The sequence below is a fragment of the Aquimarina macrocephali JAMB N27 genome (genome assembly GCF_000520995.1).
Lineage (GTDB): Bacteria > Bacteroidota > Bacteroidia > Flavobacteriales > Flavobacteriaceae > Aquimarina > Aquimarina macrocephali.
The window spans coordinates 1-1,114 of sequence record NZ_JACA01000121.1; the positions used below are offsets into that span (position 1 = coordinate 1).

Genomic DNA, 1,114 nt, shown 5'->3' on the forward strand with positions numbered 1-1,114 from the left:
AAAATTTCAGACCAGTTCAAGCATTGAATGGTAGGGTTGTTAATACTAATAATTAGTATTTAGGTATATTATTTTTGATAGTTGTAAAAAGAGGTGCTGCCATTTGGTAGTATCTCTTTTTTCTTTAAGAATAAAAAAAATAAAAATAAAAGTAGGGTATTTTAAGCTTGACTTGTTTTAGACAAACAAAACTCAACTTAAATATTATGATCAACACTCTTTTTCCTCATAAACGATATTCTTTTATGAGTTCCAATATTTTTGAAATGATTCCGGACAATATTTCATCTTTGATAGAAGAAAATATAATTCCGATAAAACTAAAGAAAGGACAAGTATTGTTCTATGAAGGTACTATTCCCAGCGGAGTATATGTATTGAAAAAAGGAAAAATAAAAAAATACGCTACTGGGTTAAATGGTAAAGAACATATCTTTTACCTAATCAGAGAAAACGAAATTCTAGGCCATCATAACCTGCTCTGTAAAGAAGTGTATTCTCATTCTGCTGCTTGTCTTACAGATTGCCTACTTCATTTGATTCCTAAAGAAATCTTTCTGTCAATAATTGAAGATAATCAAGAAATACTTCAAGGCCTTTTAAGGAGTATTAGTCATGAATTTGGAGTGTTTATTAGTAACTCTAAGATCATGGCTCAACATAGTGTTAGAGAACGGACTGCTTTATCGATATTAAGACTAGATGAATTCTTTGAAGAAAAGGGTTGCTTCAAATTATCGAGAAAAGACCATAGTAACTTAATTGGTACTTCGATTGAATCTTTGATAAGGGTATTACATGATTTCAAAAAAGAACAAATTATAGATGTTGAAAAAAATACTATTCTCATTAAGGATACAAAAAAATTAATCACGGTTGCTAATTTTAGATAGTTGATTAATTTAAATGTAATGTTTTGATTATCAATAATTTAAAAAAACTGATAAGCTGTGCTGTGTTTGTAAATAATTAACAAATATCAAATAAACAGTTGATATAAATCAATTATTTACTTGATGAATATGGACTTTTAATTCTAAGCATCTAATACTTTTGGCAAAATAGTAAACACAAATTCAACTTATTATGAAATCAAATTTTTTTAAGTATTTAT

The 1,114-nt window shown here is 27.2% G+C and carries 1 protein-coding gene; it reads left to right on the plus strand.

Going from position 1 to position 1,114, the window contains the following annotated elements:
• Window positions 1-206: 206 nt before the first annotated feature.
• Window positions 207-893: a Crp/Fnr family transcriptional regulator gene (locus Z054_RS0127400; RefSeq protein WP_024773141.1), complete on the plus strand. Its 687-nt coding sequence runs from the start codon at window positions 207-209 to the stop codon at window positions 891-893.
• Window positions 894-1,114 lie beyond the last annotated feature (221 nt).